General features: G+C 42.3%; 14 protein-coding genes and 1 pseudogene. 8 read left to right on the top strand and 7 right to left on the bottom strand.

The window, feature by feature from the left end; genetic code table 11:
- Position 1: 1 nt before the first annotated feature.
- From thiE to VM640_RS11220, 3 genes are all read left to right on the top strand, one after another.
- Positions 2-646 (top strand): thiamine phosphate synthase, encoded by a 645-nt coding sequence (thiE, locus tag VM640_RS11230; protein ID WP_325392222.1) that lies wholly within the window; start codon positions 2-4, stop codon positions 644-646.
- Between the two features lie 135 nt (positions 647-781).
- On the top strand, positions 782-1,939 hold the full coding sequence (gene cytX / locus VM640_RS11225; RefSeq protein WP_325392220.1) for a putative hydroxymethylpyrimidine transporter CytX: 1,158 nt from the start codon (positions 782-784) through the stop codon (positions 1,937-1,939).
- 112 nt (positions 1,940-2,051) lie between these two features.
- Complete coding sequence (locus tag VM640_RS11220) at positions 2,052-2,294, top strand: 4Fe-4S binding protein (RefSeq protein ID WP_325392218.1); 243 nt, start codon at positions 2,052-2,054, stop codon at positions 2,292-2,294.
- Between the two features lie 76 nt (positions 2,295-2,370).
- Here VM640_RS11220 and VM640_RS11215 read toward each other — a convergent pair whose 3' ends face one another.
- Both VM640_RS11215 and VM640_RS11210 read right to left on the bottom strand, forming a co-directional pair.
- Positions 2,371-2,568 (bottom strand): YwbE family protein, encoded by a 198-nt coding sequence (locus VM640_RS11215; protein ID WP_325392216.1) that lies wholly within the window; start codon positions 2,566-2,568, stop codon positions 2,371-2,373.
- 273 nt (positions 2,569-2,841) lie between these two features.
- A pseudogene (locus tag VM640_RS11210) lies at positions 2,842-2,994 on the bottom strand (pirin-like C-terminal cupin domain-containing protein); the annotation flags it as partial.
- A 138-nt stretch (positions 2,995-3,132) separates the two neighbouring features.
- Here VM640_RS11210 and VM640_RS11205 point away from each other — a divergent pair.
- Together VM640_RS11205 and VM640_RS11200 are read left to right on the top strand one after the other, a co-directional pair.
- Positions 3,133-3,993, top strand: coding sequence for a class I SAM-dependent methyltransferase (locus tag VM640_RS11205; protein WP_325392214.1), 861 nt, complete (start codon positions 3,133-3,135; stop codon positions 3,991-3,993).
- A gap of 296 nt (positions 3,994-4,289) precedes the next feature.
- Positions 4,290-5,099, top strand: a complete 810-nt coding sequence (locus tag VM640_RS11200; RefSeq protein WP_325392212.1) for an MBL fold metallo-hydrolase — start codon at positions 4,290-4,292, stop codon at positions 5,097-5,099.
- Here the strand turns inward: VM640_RS11200 and VM640_RS11195 are convergent.
- On the bottom strand, positions 5,094-5,939 hold the full coding sequence (locus tag VM640_RS11195; protein ID WP_325392210.1) for a DUF4405 domain-containing protein: 846 nt from the start codon (positions 5,937-5,939) through the stop codon (positions 5,094-5,096). The two genes, VM640_RS11200 and VM640_RS11195, sit on opposite strands and share 6 nt — an antisense overlap.
- An 838-nt stretch (positions 5,940-6,777) precedes the next feature.
- Here VM640_RS11195 and VM640_RS11190 point away from each other — a divergent pair.
- From VM640_RS11190 to VM640_RS11180, 3 genes are all read left to right on the top strand, one after another.
- Positions 6,778-7,962 carry a cation diffusion facilitator family transporter gene (locus VM640_RS11190; RefSeq protein ID WP_325392208.1) on the top strand — a complete coding sequence of 395 codons (1,185 nt, stop codon included), beginning with the start codon at positions 6,778-6,780 and terminating at the stop codon, positions 7,960-7,962.
- 6 nt (positions 7,963-7,968) lie between these two features.
- On the top strand, positions 7,969-10,644 hold the full coding sequence (locus VM640_RS11185; protein WP_325392206.1) for a cation-translocating P-type ATPase: 2,676 nt from the start codon (positions 7,969-7,971) through the stop codon (positions 10,642-10,644).
- 143 nt (positions 10,645-10,787) lie between these two features.
- Positions 10,788-11,663 (top strand): radical SAM protein, encoded by an 876-nt coding sequence (locus VM640_RS11180; RefSeq protein ID WP_325392205.1) that lies wholly within the window; start codon positions 10,788-10,790, stop codon positions 11,661-11,663.
- Between the two features lie 61 nt (positions 11,664-11,724).
- On the opposite strand, the gene VM640_RS11175 is transcribed toward VM640_RS11180, so the two are convergent.
- The 4 genes from VM640_RS11175 to VM640_RS11160 form a co-directional block, all read right to left on the bottom strand.
- Positions 11,725-13,257 carry a class I adenylate-forming enzyme family protein gene (locus VM640_RS11175; protein ID WP_325392203.1) on the bottom strand — a complete coding sequence of 511 codons (1,533 nt, stop codon included), beginning with the start codon at positions 13,255-13,257 and terminating at the stop codon, positions 11,725-11,727.
- Between the two features lie 45 nt (positions 13,258-13,302).
- Positions 13,303-13,590 carry a ferredoxin family protein gene (locus VM640_RS11170; protein ID WP_325392201.1) on the bottom strand — a complete coding sequence of 96 codons (288 nt, stop codon included), beginning with the start codon at positions 13,588-13,590 and terminating at the stop codon, positions 13,303-13,305.
- On the bottom strand, positions 13,587-14,879 hold the full coding sequence (locus VM640_RS11165) for an FAD-dependent oxidoreductase (protein WP_325392199.1): 1,293 nt from the start codon (positions 14,877-14,879) through the stop codon (positions 13,587-13,589). The genes VM640_RS11170 and VM640_RS11165 overlap by 4 nt, the downstream gene beginning before the upstream one ends.
- Positions 14,880-14,987: 108 nt before the next feature.
- Positions 14,988-15,893, bottom strand: a complete 906-nt coding sequence (locus VM640_RS11160; RefSeq protein WP_325392198.1) for an electron transfer flavoprotein subunit alpha/FixB family protein — start codon at positions 15,891-15,893, stop codon at positions 14,988-14,990.
- Positions 15,894-15,903: the final 10 nt, after the last annotated feature.

Raw genomic sequence — 15,903 nt, 5'->3', positions numbered from 1 at the left:
AATGTCACTCATAAAAAAGACGCTGCCCAGCGGTTTATACGCATTGACCTCTGAACCCCATTCCCTTGGGCGAAGCAATATTGAGGTTGCAAAGGAGATTCTCAACGCTGGGATAAAGATCCTCCAATATCGCGAAAAAAATAAGAAAGCGAGACAAATGTATGAAGAGTGCCTAGTGATTCGCGAAATGACCCGAGAAGCCGGAGCGTTGTTCATTGTCAATGACCACCTGGATATCGCAATCGCAGTCGATGCGGACGGGGTTCATGTCGGACAAGATGACTTACCCGTGAAATGGGTTCGAAAGATAATAGGCCCTTCTCGAATAATTGGGGTATCCACCCACTCCCCAGAGCAAGCCCAGAAGGCTGTTGCAGATGGAGCTGACTACATCGGCGTCGGACCGATTTACGCCACCCACACGAAAACTGATGTATGTGATCCGGTAGGGCTGGAATACCTGCGTTATGTAGTCGAAAATATTGACCTTCCGTTTGTTGCCATCGGGGGAATCAAAGAACATAATTTGGCGGAAGTTCTCCAAAATGGCGCTCAAACCGTTGCGTTGGTGACGGAAATCGTAGGAAGCCTTGATATTAAGAGGACGATTCACAGGCTTCAAAAAAATATGATCCATTTAAGCTAATCTCGATACTTATCGTGTACAAAGCCCCTTGATAAGCTCAAGTAAACTTGGGTAGATTTTATAACCTACCTGAATAAAACACGTTACTAGCATTTATACATTTATATTTATTTTATTATGAAAGGTTGATAATAGATGGAACGGATAAAAAATTCATCCTTATTTCTTTTATGGGCCGGAGCGGCCATTTCGATCTCTGAGATTTACACTGGCGGACTAACCGCGCCCTTAGGACTCGCCAAGGGTTTGGCTGCTATTCTTCTCGGCCATCTAATCGGCACGTTGCTTCTTGCCTTTGGCGGCTATATTTCCTTCCAAAGTGGCCGTACAGCCATGGAAAAAGTTCGTGATTCCCTAGGTCCAGTAGGAGTAAAAATTATCGCTTCCTTGAACGTCCTCCAACTCATCGGCTGGGGAGCTGTCATGATTATCCAATCCGGCAGAGCCTTTGGCGGAATCGTTAATCTTCCCTTAAGTGTCTCCATGATTTTAATGGGTTTGGCTGTCTTAGTTTGGGCCTTCTTCTTCAACAACTATTCTAAAACGCTTAATAATATCTTTGTCATTATTCTTCTTCTCCTGAGCATCATGATCTTCTTCAAAATTGATATGCAGGTGTTTCCGGGGTTAAAAGGACAAATGAATTTTGCCACTGCGGTGGAGCTCTCGATTGCAATGCCTATATCTTGGCTGCCTCTTATCGGGGATTACACGAAAAACGGACAAAGCAAACAAGGGGTATTTGTGGCTAGTTTTTTCGGCTACTTCATCGGAAGTGTTCTCATGTACCTTTTAGGACTTCTGATTACCATCCATTCGGGGATGGATGTTATTGAATATATTGTGCAAAGCAATATGAAGTTCGTCGCTGGCTTTATCATCGTGATTGCTACAGTAACCACTGCCTTCATGGATATCTACTCCGCTGTCATATCCTCAAAGCAAATTGTTCCTTTTAAAAATGAAAACCCCTGGATCATTATTTATTCATTAATTTCTCTGCTGATTGCCTTTGTCTTCCCGATTGAAAACTTCGAAAACTTTCTTCTGACGATCGGCAGCATATTTATTCCAGTCTATACCATCGTCTTCATCGAGTATCTCACCCATTATAAGGGGCAGGGCACTAAGCTCAATACGCTAGGTATCCTCGTCTCAATCCTAGGTACTCTTCTCTACAATTACTTAGTTAAAGCCCAATGGGGATCTCCGACAATTATGGTCTTTATTCTCGTTTCGCTGATATACTTGCTGATCAAATGGAAGCTTGGGGACGGTTCTTCTGCTTCCTAATAAAGCTAAAAAGCCTTCTCTATTTTTTTGTTGTCACTTTGACCAATTCATAGTATGCTTTTATCAATACCCCAGTGGGGTATAAGGTGAGCAAAGAAATAGGAGTGGAGTTATGAGTAAAACAGCCTATGTCGACCCTAAAAAATGTGATCGTTCACCAATGTGTCCGTCCCGACGATCTTGTACTCAAAAAGCGATTTCACAGGAAAAACTAGGACTTCTTAGCCGAGGACCAGCACTAGTTAATCCAGAACTGTGCATTGCCTGCGGTGTCTGTATCAAAATGTGCCCGCATGGGGCTGTAAGTATCATAGGGTCAGAGCCAGAGCAGAAGAAAAAAAAGAAAAAAAGATAAATTTCTAAAAGAAAACAAGCCCAATCAAAGCTAAGGGACGGTTCTTCTGCTTCCAAAGAAGCAGAAGAACCGTCCCTTAACTTCCTACTATTTCTTGAACCCTTCCGATTTGCCCATTTGTCAGCCTAACTTTGATTCCTCGGGGATGGATCTGTGAGTTCGTTAGGATATCTTTAACGATTCCTCGCGTTCTTTTTCCTGTTCGTTGATCTTCTTTCAGAACAATATCGACGGTTAACCCCGCGTAAATGTTGTTTCTTATCTGACCATCCATGTTAATTGCTTCCTTCCATGAGTTTGTTTTTATGTTCTCTAATCAATAATAACCCATCTTTATTCGAAAAAGTAACAGTTTGGAACTTTCAGTTTTATATGGTCAGCCTAAAACTTTTAACTTCAGAGATATGCAATAAAGAAAACTTGGCTTGTGCCAAGCCTCTGGCGTAGGCGGAAGCCTTAGTTGCACTTATGCTATCTGCCGGAAATTTATACTTTCTGTTAGTATAAAAAAGGCCTGGATTAACCCAGGTCTTTTAAGAGACAATACTCACTTGATGAATTTATTTTCATTAAGTTCTTTGAACGCAAGCTTTAGCTCTTCCCTTGTATTCATAACGATTGGGCCTCCCCAGGCAATAGGCTCTTTTAACGGTTTCCCAGACAAGAGTAAGAACCGAATCCCTTGATTTAAAGCTTTAACCCATTTTAAATATTTTATGGAAAATAAGGTTATACAAATCTATTTATCGTGTAAGAAAAAGGACTTTATAAAAACTGTTGTTACAACCGACACCACGTTGGAATATAATACCATGAGTCATTCAAGGAGGAGTGGGACATGGTTTCAGGAGAAAACAAGAGAGTCGAAAACATGAATTATTTTGAACTTCTAGCTTGGTTAGGAATCGGCAGTTCCCACCCTGGTGGCTTTCCTGCGACAAAGCAGAATTTGGATTCAGTTGAAATCAAGCCCGAGGAATATGTGCTTGACGCCGGCTGTGGAAGTGGTCTTAGCGCTTGTTATTTAGCCAAAACGACAGGTTGTAGGATAATAGGAATCGATATTAATCCTCTAATGATTGAAAAAGCCTCGCAAAGGGCGGAGAACGAAGGAATTTCCCAGCTTGTGGAATTTAGAGTAGCCGATATTACTCACTTGCCCTTCGCAGAAAACTCCTTTGATTGGGTCCTCGCGGAATCAATAACAGTGTTTTTAGATAAAGTAAAGGTGTACCAGGAGTTTTATCGTGTGCTCAAGCCTGAAGGCCGGGTTGCCGACCTCGAAATGGCCTTGCTCAGAGAGTTGCCCTCCTCTCTAAAGCACCAGTTGGCGGAGTGCTTCGGTTTAAGCACAGATCCCCTGCCTTTTGAAGAATGGTGTCAGGCAATAACACAAGCGGGATTTCAAGATGTAGAAATTAAAAATCCGCAACCCTTGAAAAATAATGGCAATCTCATCATGAATGATCTTATGAAGGATTGGCTATTGGTAAAAGATCTTGCCGACAAAGTAAGCAAACAGCCCGGCTTAATACCCAGGCTGCAAAAAAACGCGAGTTTCATAAGAAAAACACAAGGTTACTTCGGATTTGGACTAATTTATGGGCGCAAGCCCACTCCTCCCCCTCTTCCCATTCTCCCAAAATTGGGCTTCAAACGTTGGGTACTAAAATTGCTACGGTCTAAAAGGTCAGATTAAATTCATCTCGTCATTAACCTGATGTGGATAAGGCTTTTTGGCCCCCGATAATACTAAATAAGATACCGCCGATAATCAACACTGCACTCCCTGCTTCATCGACAAACATCCAAGATCAACATTAGCTTATTCTAACGGTCGCTAAGGCCCTATGTATTCATAGTAAGGGTATCTTCCGTGTGATATTAGGAGGATTTCCTTAGCGGATCTCGAATACAAGTTGCAGACCAGTCGAGCATGCAATTGAGCAGTCTTATCGAAATCCATCTCCCCAACCCTGTAAAGGAGAGCGTGTTATGTTAAAAAATCATCTCGTAACAGGTATAAATACTATGACCTATGTATCAAACGCTGGCGTCCTAATCCAGCTTCAGGATAAAAAGATACTCATTGATGGTTTATGTGATCCTAACCAACCCTTTTACAAAAATCCTCCTGCTGAAATTAGTGCAAAAATAAAAGGGGGTATGCCCCCTTTTGATAACATTGATCTTATGCTTATCACTCACCAGCATAGTGATCATTTTGATCCAATCAGTATCCATGAATTTCGAAAGCGAAATCCAAATACGATAATTCTTTCAACCTCCGAGGTCATCTCAAAAATCAAAACGTATGCTTCAGATAATGATGCCCCTGATACGGGAATCATGAATTTAGAACATAATTTAATAGAACTCAAAACCGCACTTCATCATGCCGAAATGCTCACCGTAAAAGGAATAAATATTCGGATTCTCTCGATGCTTCACTCGGGAAAAAGCTATGACGATGTCCGCAATTTTTCCTATTTGATTGAATATGGCTTACGCATATTGCACGTTGGTGATGCCAGCCCCGTTCGCGAGAATTACGACGGACAAAATCTCAGGCGTACTAAAATTGATTGGTTCATTGCTCCTTTTCCTTATATCGCGCTCCCCTCAGCTCGTGTAGTAATCAAGGAATACATCAATCCCCAGAAAATAGCCATCGTCCATTTACCCAATGAGGAACGGGATCGTTTTGGCTGGATCAAAGCGACCCATAAAAGCTTCGGGAAGATTGAACACGATTTCATCGAAACGATATTTCTGGAAGAACTAGGATCGACAATAGGCCTATAGCGATTCTCTAAACTTAAGCTTTCTTCTCATCAACATCTTTTCTCCAGAATACGTGATGAAGGCCACTACCCCGATGATCCCAGAGAATGTAAGAATGATTCCCGCAGGATTGGCACTTCTGAGTCCACCTTTCCTCCCGTCTTCACCGACGCCCTCGCTATGAACGTCTCTTTCTCCACCAGGTCTTACTCCACGATTTTCTCCGTTGAGACCTTTTCTCTCGATCTGCCCCTTAAAGCCCTCGGGTAGCGTTTGCTCCGAATTGATGATCGGCGTTGTTCCGATCTGAGCTATTTGGGGAGCGACTTGAGTTTCGAAAATTTGGAATCCACCAAAAAAGATAATCAAAACCAAGGCAACCTTGGCCAGTACATGTAGCAGACTCGATGATTGAACCTTAAATACTTTTTTCATCATGCCTACGATCCATTGCCAATGAAGTCCGACGTGCATTCCCACGATGGCGAGAGTGAGATAGGAAACACCGAGGTGGATAACATAGAACCACCGTTGATCCACTGCACGAAAACCTGGAAAAATAACCTTGGAAATCATCAGTCCACTTACAATAATAACGCTCATCGAAATCAGAAGTAAAAGGTTCAGGGAATAACCCAAGCGTGTTTTTCCTGGTAGTTTACGGTCAAAAAACTTGAGCGTTACTGCTTTGACCCATTGAGAGTTAAGTAGGATATGCACTAAAAAGCCTAAACCAATTCCTACTCCCGCAACTTCGTGAAAAGCCAATCCTCCGAGAACTCTTACATTGAATAGTAAAGTAAAAATCATGCCAATCACAACATCCAGAAATAATTTAACGCAATTCCTATTTTTTAACATATAACCTCCAACCAGACTTTGTACTGAGGTTATTTTACTGGATCAAACTTAATCTTAACTGAGTGGAAACTTAAAGTTCGCTTAAAGTAAGACAAGAAGAGGACGTTGACTTAATTCTCCTTCAAAAATTGATGTTCTCGTATCGTTATGATAGAATCAAAATATATTTTACAATTGAGATTTGACGAAAAGATAATCATCGATAGAAAGTGAAAAATTTGAATGGACAACATTTATAATGTCAGAGGTGGAAACTCAAGACAATTATGCCAAACTTTTGGCATAATTGTCTTGAGGCCGCCGAGGAAAGCCGATATTTTATTCTGCACTATTCTGAATTGGGCTATGGTACAGAAAAAATTCTATTAGAATATGAGGATGCATTCCGCAACGAAGAAATTCAATCTGAGCAACCCCTCAATGCCTTTCGAATCAACACACGAAGTATGATAGAGACTGTCTTAAGAGAAAGATGAAAAGCCCTCCTTTCTTACTGTCAAGCGACAAGTTAAGCAAGGAGGGTTTTGATTTTAACAATCTTTTCGCAGGAATCCTTATCTCAGTTCGACGATATCTTTCGAGTTTACGCTGAAACTCTCTCCTATTTTCATCAGAATATGCCCTGATGCTCGTGTATGAAATTAACCAGTATTTAGAATTCTTTTTATCCTAATGTGATAAAATAAAAGCAAACATCTTCTTAAAGTAATCCATTTCCTTAATTCTTACAAAGCCTTTCCCTTAATATTAGTAAAGGGACAATATTAAAGCGTCTTTAGAAGCCGATTTCTGCGTTATTTGCGCTATTGATGGTCATTAAACATTTTGAAGGGTAGATATGATAAAATTCATCATTCGATCTTTTATTCAAGATTACGAGGCTATACATAACAAACAGGTGCGCGAAGCTTATGGCGTATTAGGTGGCGTCTTAGGAGTAATTTGTAATCTCTTACTTTTTATTATTAAACTAACGATTGGTTCACTGATCCATAGTATCGCTGTTATTTCTGACGCTTTTAATAACCTTTCGGATTTAGGTTCATCTCTAATTTCGATCATCAGCGCAAAAATGAGCAACCTTCCTCCAGATCCTGAGCATCCCTTCGGACATGGCCGAATCGAATATATTGCTTCCTTAATTGTATCCTTTATTATTTTTTCCGTAGGCTTTCAATTACTCAAAAGCTCCTTTAGTAAAATTCTTGCTCCTGAGAAAGTAATATTTAGTCCGATATTGATGCTCATTCTTTTTCTTTCGGTTCTCGTAAAAGTATGGATGTTTTTCTACAATAAATATATTGGCGAAACAATCAATTCGAGTATCAATAAAGCAACCGCCTATGACAGTCTCAACGATGTTATTGCTACCAGCGCAGTCATTGCTACCACAATCTTAGAGCATTTTATTCCTTTTTCGATTGATGGCATCGTTGGATTAGCTATTTCGTTTTTAATCCTTTATACCGGCTTTAAAATAGCCAAAGGCACTGTCAATCTCTTAATGGGCTTATCACCTAATCCTGAACTTGTTCACACCATCAATTCAAAGGTTCGCGAAGGACAATATATCGTTGGCACCCATGATTTAAAAATCCACGATTATGGTCCAGGTAGAATAATCGCCTCGATTCATGCCGAAGTTCTCGATACAATCAATATCGTCGAAGCGCATGCCATCATTGATGACCTAGAAAAAAGAATCTCCGATGAGCTGGGGATTAATATCGTGATTCACATCGATCCGATCTCGACTGATATCGAAAAAAACGAACAGATTAAAGTCTTTATCACGAATCGTGTTTATGAAATCAATGAGCAATTCAGCGTCAAAAATCTCCGGACAACGAAAGGCTTAAATTGTACGAATACGATATTTGATTTATTTGTCCCTTCATCGATAAAGAAAACCGACTATAAAGAGATATGTAAGCTAGTTTCCGAAAGAATTGTACAAAATAGCCCTCAACTTAACATCATCATTGATACGGTTAACCCTATCATAAGTGAAGCGGAGAGGTGATTGTGGATGTGGTTTTCCAAATCACAAGAAAACGTTCTCAAAGAACTTGATGTGAACCCAACCCGAGGCCTTACAACTGTGGACGCACAGGCTAGACTTAAGAAATACGGTGAAAATAAACTGAAGGGCAAACCCCCGAAAAGCTTTTTTTCCTTATTCTTTGCCCAACTTACAGATATGCTTATCTATGTCCTGCTCGGTGCAGACGTCATTACCCTGCTTATTGGGGAATATGTTGATGCCGTCATCATTCTCATCGTAGTTATCTTAAACGCAGTTATTGGGGTCATCCAAGAGTATAAGGCTGAAAAAGCGATTGAGGCCCTTCAACAAATGACCACTCCACACTCCCTAGTTCGACGTGATGGTGAAGTTAAAGAAATTAACTCTGAAGAAATCGTACCTGGAGACATTATTGTAATTGATGCGGGACGATACATCCCTGCTGACCTAAGGCTTATTGAAAGCGTAAATCTTCAAATCGAAGAATCCGCTTTAACTGGAGAATCTGTACCCTCCGAAAAAGATGCTAATGATATACTGGAAGATCCTAAAACACCCCTTGGGGATAAATCCAATATGGCCTTTATGTCAACGCTTGCGACCTATGGAAGAGGTGAAGGGGTTGTCGTTGCGACGGCAATGGAAACAGAAATCGGTAAGATTGCCAAAATACTCGATGAAGATATTGAAGAAATGACTCCCCTCCAAAAAAGATTGGATGAGCTGGGCAGGATTTTAGGATTTCTAGCGATCGGCATCTGTGTTCTGATCTTTGTCGTTGCCTTTTTCCAAAAAAGAGATTTATTCGAAATGTTTTTAACTGCAATTAGCTTAGCTGTGGCAGCCATTCCCGAAGGACTACCGGCCATTGTTGCCATTGTTTTAGCCCTCGGCGTGACGAAAATGTCGAAGATCAATGCCATCGTTAAGAAGCTTCCAGCTGTCGAAACTTTGGGTTCAGTTAATATCATCTGTTCTGATAAGACAGGAACTCTGACTCAAAATAAAATGACCGTTGTTAAACACTACACCTTCAATAACCTGAAAGATGTTCCGCCTGAAGGAATTGGATTCGAGGCCGATAAAGACACGCGCGAATTACTAAAGTCTTTTGTTTTATGTTCTGATGCAACCTATGAAAATGGAGAAGGAACCGGAGATCCAACTGAAATTGCTCTCGTCGTTTTAGGGGACCGCTATAACCTTTCCAAACGAACCTTGAACTCTGAATATAAACGAGCTGGGGAAAAGCCCTTTGATTCTGACCGCAAGCTTATGTCAACTCTTAACGAAGAAGAAGGAAATAGGTATCGCATTCATACCAAAGGGGCTATCGACAATATTTTAAAAATATCCATACAGGCTTTGGTTGACGGCAAAGTCGTTCCTTTAACGGAAGCCATGAAAAATGAGTATTTAAACATTGCCGAAAAAATGTCTGATGATGCCTTAAGAGTCCTCGGTGCAGCCTTTAAAGATACAGATCAGATTCTCGCCCCTGAAGAAATGGAAAAAGACTTGACGGTCATTGGTCTCGTGGGCATGATCGACCCACCCCGTCTCGAGGTTAAGGATTCCATCAGAGAAGCTAAAATCGCAGGTATTACCCCGGTTATGATCACGGGAGACCATAAAAATACAGCCGTAGCCATCGCCAAGGAATTGGGAATTGCTGAATCCCTCGGGCAGAGCCTGACCGGTGCCGAAATAGATGAGTTCTCTGATGAAGAATTTGCCAAACGAATCAATAACTATCGAGTATTTGCGCGCGTTTCCCCTGAACATAAGGTAAAAATCGTCAAAGCTTACAAAGCCCAGGGTAACATCGTCTCCATGACTGGTGATGGGGTTAATGATGCTCCTTCCCTTAAGACTGCCGATATCGGAGTCGCCATGGGGATCACCGGTACTGATGTTGCCAAGGGTGCCAGCGACATGATCCTCACAGATGATAACTTCTCGACCATTGTTCATGCGATTGAAGAAGGACGAAATATCTATAATAATATCAAAAAATCGGTGGTCTTTTTACTTTCCTGTAACTTGGGAGAAATTATCACGATCCTTGCATCCGTTCTCTTCTTCTGGCCCGTTCCTCTCCTTCCTACTCAGATTTTATGGATTAACTTAATTACCGATACGCTTCCGGCAATTGCCTTGGGGGTTGATCCTGGGGATAAAGATGTGATGAAGCTGAAACCTCGAGACCCGAAAGAGAGCTTTTTTGCCCGAGGAGCTGGAACTAGAGCGATCATCGGCGGTACATTGATTGGCATTTTAACCCTTGCTACTTTCAACTTTGGGCTCACTGAATATGGCTATAGCTTAGGTTCAAAAAAGATCCCTGAAGAAGTTTTAACCTATGCCCGGACCATGTCCTTTATTGTGCTTGCTGCTTCACAACTCTTTTATGCTTTAAGCATGAGAAGCGCTACAAAAACAATCTTAAAAGTTGGCTTGTTCTCAAATAAGTATCTAATTGGAGCCATAATCGTCGGTCTGATCCTCCAACTTGGAGTGATCTCTATTCCTTTCCTTTCAAGCGCCTTTAAGGTTCAGTTGCTTTCATTCCGGGATTGGGGCTTAGTCTTTGGCTTTTCTCTCGTTCCGCTCATCATCAATGAACTGATTAAGGTATTTAAGAAGAGTTTTGGGAACGGTTCTTTTGCTTCAAAATAACTACTATGCTTTAAAAACCAGATTTATCGAAACCTCAAGAATTCTCGCCACTTGTCGCTGGGTTATTCCTTCTGTTCCTCATTGAAGTGGAATGGAAGCAGAAGAACCGTCCCTAATCTTCCAAAGAGGAGTGAGTAAACGTCATGTTTTATGAAGGAAATATTTATCGTCCACCCAGTGAAGCCTCTAGCCTTATCCTCCAAGTTACGGTGGGCTGCAAGCATAATCAATGTACCTTTTGTAGCATGTATAAAGGCAAGCCCTACCGTCAAAAGAATCGCGAAGAAATAGCGGAAATAATCGAGGAAGGAGTCGCTTTATACCCCTTAGCCAAACGAATTTTTCTTGCCGATGGGGATGCTCTCACCTTAGACACCGAACTTTTAGTGGATCTTCTCAAGGAACTTTATGCAAGGTTTCCGCGCCTAGAACGGGTAGGCATTTATGGCGGACCCTTGGATATCTTAGCAAAATCTTCTGCGGAATTAACCCTCCTCAGACAATATGGATTGCAAATCGTCTACTTAGGCATCGAAAGCGGCAGTGCTGTGGTTCTTAAGCAAATAAAAAAAGGCGTGACCCCTCAGGAAATGATCACGGCTGGGCAACGTATTGTTGCCAGTGGTATTCTTTTATCTTGCACGGTTATCTCAGGTCTTGGGGGTACGGAATATACAAAAGAACATGCGCTGGAAACAGCTAAAGTCGTGAATGCCATCGATCCCCAATATTTCGGGACCTTAACCTTGATACTCGAACCCGAAGCTCCTCTCAGACGGCAAGTGGCAGCAGGAACGTTCAAGCTCCTTAATCCCTGGGAAACCCTTGAAGAACTTAAGCTTATGATTCAGCATCTTGATGTCCATAATTGTGTTTACCGAAGTAATCACGCTTCGAATTACCTTACACTCAAAGCCCACCTTCCCGAAGAAAAAGATGCCTTACTCGCGACCTTAACCAATGTCCTTGAGCAGAACCGTGACGAACTGTTGAGACCCGAAACATGGCGAGGATTATAAAGAAGACATTCTATTGAAAGTCAGTACTTCCAAATTAACAGCCAGATCCACATTACGGGTTTCAACATGTGAGGAAACATGTTTGTTCTATTACTTTTTTATTGATTTTCCCATTTTCCAACTTGGGCATTATATTTAATAAAACCACACGATCAGGGATCTTATATTTGGTAATTTTCCCTTTGGCATATTCTCTTAAGGATTCTTCCGTTTCTTGACTGTTCTCTTTTAATTGGATGAAGGCATGCGTTTGCTCCCCTAATTCTTCATGAGGTACTCCCAGAACACAGACTTCTAGGACAGCGGGGTGACCATAATAGATTTTTTCAACTTCTGCAGGATAAATATTATATCCTCCGCGAATGATCATATCTTTCTTTCTGCCGACAATCCTGATATACCCTAATTGATCTACAGTCGCCAAATCTCCCGTGTGCAACCAACCCTTATCGTCAAGCACTTTCGCGGTTTCATTCGGCATAAGATAATAACCCTTCATTACACCGAAGCCTTTACACACCAATTCTCCTACTTCTCCCGGTTCGACCGCTTCTCCATTGTCATCCACCACTTTGACTACCACTCCGTCATAAGGGCGACCTACGGTTTGGATGCGCGTATCGATATCATCTTGAAAACTCGTCATTGAAACAGCTACTGATTCTGTGGAACCGTAGGCCACCATGACATCGCAATCAAATTCAGAGCGGATTTTTAGAAGTATATTTTCATCAGAGTTAGCGCCTGCAATAATTCCAGTTCTTAAAGAACTGACATCTGTTTTGTTCTGACTATATTCGTGCAATTCCCGTATAAACATGGTCGGTACACCATAAATAACCGTAATTTTTTCCTGTTCAATAAGAGCCAAAGCTTTCTGAGGACTGAATCTGTTCAGCAATACAATTTTTCCACCGAAGAAGAAAGGTACTAACATTCCTGTTACTATGCCAAACATGTGGCAGCACGGCATGGGGACGAGAAACGTATCTTGACCCGTACATTCGAGTCGATACCCAATATTCTTAGCGGCATGAAATAGATTCTCGTAGGTCAGCTCTACCCCTTTGGGACATCCCGTAGACCCTGAAGTAAACATAATGACAAAAACATCGTCGTAAGGATTAATTTCGACGGTCTCAACCTTTCTATTTCTCCCTGATTTTAAGAGGTTGGAGAAGGATAAGTACCCTTCTTCCTCAAACCGAACGGTAATTATGGCAGAAGAATCTTCATATGCCTGTAACCAGGTCAAGTGAGACTGACGAGCCACAAAAACCGCTTTAGGCTTAATTTTTTGTAAACGATCGCTTATTTCTTCTTTTTCACTGGCGAAATTACAGGGGATGAGGACGGCCCCAAGTTTGGCTAAGGCAAAAAAGAGAACCATAAATTCATGCCAATTCGGGATAAAGGTCAGAACCTTATCTCCTTTTTGGAGGTGTAACTGTGACAGAGCAGCTGCGAGTTGTTGGGTTTCCTCTTTCAGTTCCCGATAGGACATTCTCCGTAGTCCATCAAAAATAGCCTCTCGATCAGGCGTTTCCTCTCCCCAGTAATCCAGAAGGCCCTGGAATGTTTCTTCTGTACACATTCCCATCCCTCACTTTTTCTCTAGATTCCCTTGATCCCCAGATTATTAACCCCATCTGAACTCTACACCCAATGTTCCTACAGGAAATTCCCATTTTTCTAAAATCGTCTTACCGCATAGCACTCGACAGGTTCCACATTCGAGACAACCGGCATAATCGAAATGGATGTTTCCTTTTTCATCTAACTTATAGAGGCCTGCTGGACAAACGAGCATTAACTTTTGAAATTCTTTCATATCGATGTCCCCTGACTTTAAAACACTATGGGCATTTTCTTCATCGACATAAAATTTATTCAAACCGAGCTTTTGGTCCACATTAACTGTACTCATAGAGAACGCACTCCTTTCCAGGCATCTTTAGCCAGGTTAAGCATTCCGACTTTCTTGATATGCTTCATCATGTTTTTCATCAGAGGCTGTGCGGGCTGACCGTTCATCACAAACAGTTCTGCCATCATATCCGCCGCCATGCGTGGATATCCGTCAAAAATCCGAGGCGTCTCTTCTAAGAAGTGAGGGAATTTTTGGTAGTGAGTCAAATCTTTCATCACAAAGCTTTCATTTAAGAAGGATTGATAACATTGGAGAAAACCTTCACTAAAATTCCGGGCTTCTTTGGCAGCCAGTACGGCTTTCGCGGCACATTCTGCTGAACCGACCGCAAAGTCCATACCCCGAACCGCATACCCGAGGTTAAGACAAAAACCGGCTGCATCTCCGACAACCAATACTCCATCCCCAATTATTTTGGGAACCATCGCCAGTCCGCCTTCGGGAACGAGGTGACCGGAATACTCGATGAGTTTTCCCCCTTTGACTAGAGGTTCAATGGCGGGATGATTTTTAAAATCCTCTAACATTTGAGGCACGGATTTGTTCCCTTGGACTAAATCACTGAGCGTACTGACGACACCTAAGGAAATACTCTCTTTATTCGTATAGATAAATCCGCTGCCAACCCGTCCTGCAGAGGGAGTTCCAGCAAACAACCAAGCGGTTCCTTCATTTCCTCGGCAATTAAAGCGGTCTTCGATGACTGAGGAAGGTAATTCAATCACTTCTTTCGCGCCTACCGCAACTTGATCCGGTTTTAATTCACCCCGGTAACCTAACTTTTGGGCTAGAAGAGAGTTCACCCCGTCAGCTAAAATCGTAATATCTGCTTCGAGCTCATCTTCCCCGGCAATAACCCCACAGACCTTCCCATCCCGGACAATTAAGTCATCAATGCGAATTCCGGCGATGATTTCTGCACCGGCTTCTTCGGCTTTTTCTTGCAGCCACTGGTCAAAGACACCGCGCAATACGGAATACGAGTCACTGCCCTGAACGCCTAACAGATCAGAGTAATAATCAAGGGTGACATTGCTTTCATCCGTCATCAGGCTGATCTTTTCCCGAGTGATCTTCCGCTCAATCGGAGCTTCCTGGGCAAAGTTCGGCATGATTTTTTCCAGACTATGGCTATAAATTCGTCCTCCTGTCATATTTTTGCTCCCGGCGTAATTGCCTCGTTCAATGAGCAACACGCCCAAGCCTTCTTTAGCCAATAAATAAGCGGCGACGGTACCGGCTATTCCGCCACCGACGATAATGGCATCAAATTTATCGTCAGACATTTTCAAACATCCTTTCGGTTCTCTTTGGAAAAGTAGATCTTGGATATAAGGCGAAAAAACTGAAGACCAGTTTTTTCGCCTTTTTCTCCAGAACCCTGATCATTAAACCTATTTTAATTGTTCGATCAAAGCAGGAAGCACTTTATATAGGTCTGCTACAAGACCATAATCCGCTTGTTTAAAGATCGGTGCATTTTTGTCTTTATTAATAGCGATAACGACTTTAGAACGGTTGACGCCCACCATATGCTGAACTTGACCGGAAATACCCAAGGCAAAATAGACTTCGGGTGCCAGCATTAAGCCGGATACTCCGATATAACACTCTTTAGGCATCCATTTTTCCCCTTCAGCGATCGGTCGGGAACAACCAACCTCTCCGCCAATCACTTCTGCCAACTGGCGAGCCATAGCAATGTCTTCGGCTTGAGCTATACCTCGGCCAACGCCGACCACGCGTTTGGCGCTAGCCAGATCAACGGAAACTTTCGGTTTTTGTTCTTTGCCGATAAGCTTCAATTTCATCTTGGGCTCAACAAAATCGACGGTTTCCACTTCTCCTTGACTTGTTGCAGCTTCCGGTGACACGGCCAATACTCCAGGTCCTACCATAGCAATGGCTGTAGCCGTGGCCGCTTTCTCACTGCGTATCGCAGCACCACCATAAACCATCCGTTTTGTTTCGCCACCTTGGGTTAATTCCATAACATCGGTGATTACGCTGGCTCCGATCATGGCGGCTAAGCGCCCGGCAATTAACTTACCTCGTTTGGTCGGTGCAACCAGCAGAAGCTCCGGTTTTTCTTGATTCACAAGTGATGCTAGGGTTTCCGTATAATCTTCCAGCATCGCTCCCTCTTGAGTTGGGATGGACCAAACTTTATCTGCACCGTTTACACCCTGTTGATCTTGGGTGCCAATTACAACGGCTTCTACTCGATCTCCAAGCTGACGTGCACCGCCGCATAATTCCGTAAGTGCACTCTCTTTCTCAGCAAATACCCATATTTTCATTTCTAATCCC

This window comes from Desulfitobacterium sp., assembly GCF_035539115.1.
Classification (GTDB): domain Bacteria; phylum Bacillota; class Desulfitobacteriia; order Desulfitobacteriales; family Desulfitobacteriaceae; genus Desulfitobacterium_A.
This window is presented reverse-complemented; position numbering and strand designations above follow the sequence as displayed.

What these genes read in the sequence shown, in the direction of transcription:
- thiE (WP_325392222.1), top strand. Translation starts at nt 2, where the DNA reads ATGTCACTCATAAAAAAGACGCTGCCCAGCGGTTTATACGCATTGACC.
- cytX (WP_325392220.1), top strand. Translation starts at nt 782, where the DNA reads ATGGAACGGATAAAAAATTCATCCTTATTTCTTTTATGGGCCGGAGCG.
- VM640_RS11220 (WP_325392218.1), top strand. Translation starts at nt 2,052, where the DNA reads ATGAGTAAAACAGCCTATGTCGACCCTAAAAAATGTGATCGTTCACCA.
- VM640_RS11215 (WP_325392216.1), bottom strand. Translation starts at nt 2,568, where the DNA reads ATGGATGGTCAGATAAGAAACAACATTTACGCGGGGTTAACCGTCGAT.
- VM640_RS11205 (WP_325392214.1), top strand. Translation starts at nt 3,133, where the DNA reads ATGGTTTCAGGAGAAAACAAGAGAGTCGAAAACATGAATTATTTTGAA.
- VM640_RS11200 (WP_325392212.1), top strand. Translation starts at nt 4,290, where the DNA reads ATGTTAAAAAATCATCTCGTAACAGGTATAAATACTATGACCTATGTA.
- VM640_RS11195 (WP_325392210.1), bottom strand. Translation starts at nt 5,939, where the DNA reads ATGTTAAAAAATAGGAATTGCGTTAAATTATTTCTGGATGTTGTGATT.
- VM640_RS11190 (WP_325392208.1), top strand. Translation starts at nt 6,778, where the DNA reads ATGATAAAATTCATCATTCGATCTTTTATTCAAGATTACGAGGCTATA.
- VM640_RS11185 (WP_325392206.1), top strand. Translation starts at nt 7,969, where the DNA reads ATGTGGTTTTCCAAATCACAAGAAAACGTTCTCAAAGAACTTGATGTG.
- VM640_RS11180 (WP_325392205.1), top strand. Translation starts at nt 10,788, where the DNA reads ATGTTTTATGAAGGAAATATTTATCGTCCACCCAGTGAAGCCTCTAGC.
- VM640_RS11175 (WP_325392203.1), bottom strand. Translation starts at nt 13,257, where the DNA reads ATGTGTACAGAAGAAACATTCCAGGGCCTTCTGGATTACTGGGGAGAG.
- VM640_RS11170 (WP_325392201.1), bottom strand. Translation starts at nt 13,590, where the DNA reads ATGAGTACAGTTAATGTGGACCAAAAGCTCGGTTTGAATAAATTTTAT.
- VM640_RS11165 (WP_325392199.1), bottom strand. Translation starts at nt 14,879, where the DNA reads ATGTCTGACGATAAATTTGATGCCATTATCGTCGGTGGCGGAATAGCC.
- VM640_RS11160 (WP_325392198.1), bottom strand. Translation starts at nt 15,893, where the DNA reads ATGAAAATATGGGTATTTGCTGAGAAAGAGAGTGCACTTACGGAATTA.